Annotated in this window: 1 tRNA gene; it reads left to right on the top strand. The window is 59.4% G+C overall.

From position 1 onward, the window contains the following. Nucleotides 1-29 precede the first annotated feature (29 nt). Nucleotides 30-106, top strand: a tRNA-Met gene (locus C8N34_RS25830). Nucleotides 107-1,144 lie beyond the last annotated feature (1,038 nt).

Here is a 1,144-nt window from a genome sequence, read left to right as displayed (position 1 = left end):
CCCCATCAACGATACAAAAAACACCCGGACGCGGGGTGGAGCAGCCCGGTAGCTCGTCAGGCTCATAACCTGAAGGCCGCAGGTTCAAATCCTGCCCCCGCAACCAAAATTAATACGCTAGATCAACACGTTAACAGCCGCCCCAACGGGCGGCTTTCCGCGTTCTGGACGCCCGGTGCTACAACGGTGCTACGCCACAGAGCAACCTCAGGCCCCCGCAGCGCGCCAACGCGAACGACTCAACCCGCCCTGAAAACACGCCTCCGCCATAAACAACGCGCCGGAAGCGCAGGGGAGGGCGGCGCGTCCTATGGGGTGCCAGCTGGGCAGCCCTCGCCGTCCGCTTTGCCGGAAGGGGCTTGCGACAGTCGCAACCCGCGCGCAAACTCCGCCAAGCCTCAGCTGGTATCGCGCGTGAAATGGGTCTGCTTCGTCTGCTGTTGGAACTCTTCGTGTAACCCGACAAAAATAAGGGTGTTTTTAGGGAAGCATGGGGCGCTATCCGTCGTTAGGTGTCGTTACCCGTCGCCATCCGTCTTTCCTCAATAAAATAAGGCGCTTGCCGAGGCTGAGAGGCTCTGTTGGCGTGTCTGGGCGGCTTCGGGGCGGTCATGTCGGTCGCGACGAAAATATTGCGCCAAACAGGTGGCCAGAGCGTGATCCGCGCCCTCGCTGGCGCCCGAACCCGAGCTGCTAATCGCCCGAAAACATCAATAAAACTTGGCTTTAACGGCTGTTTCAGGGCGATTCAGCCAATCCGGGGAAAGTGCGAAACTCGGAACTCGTGCGCGGATTTTTCAACTCAGTTCATAGTTACGTCTTTTCAATATCTTACGAGGATTTCACCCAGTCTTTCAGCCCCGAAACCCCTGTTTTTGGACCGGAAACTCGGAACTGGCGGCCTTCCAGTTCATAGTTACATGATTTCAATGCGTTAGGAGAAATGGCGATGTGCGAGCTATGCGCCATCCGCATAGGTCAGCGGATGGCGCTTCTGGTTCAGGCTGGAAGGCCTGCCATCGCCGCGCCGACTTCCTCGACCGTTGTCACGGCGTCGATTGCGGCGCTGGCGGTGAGGCGGAGGGCCTCCAGATCGGCGGCGGTGCTGCGCCAGAGGGTGGCGAGGTTGAGCCAGATCTGCGCG

Source organism: Gemmobacter caeni, from assembly GCF_003054195.1.
GTDB classification, from domain to species: Bacteria; Pseudomonadota; Alphaproteobacteria; order Rhodobacterales; family Rhodobacteraceae; genus Gemmobacter; species Gemmobacter caeni.
The sequence above is the reverse complement of the archived record's forward strand: the minus strand, read 5'-3'. Positions and strand labels throughout refer to the sequence as shown.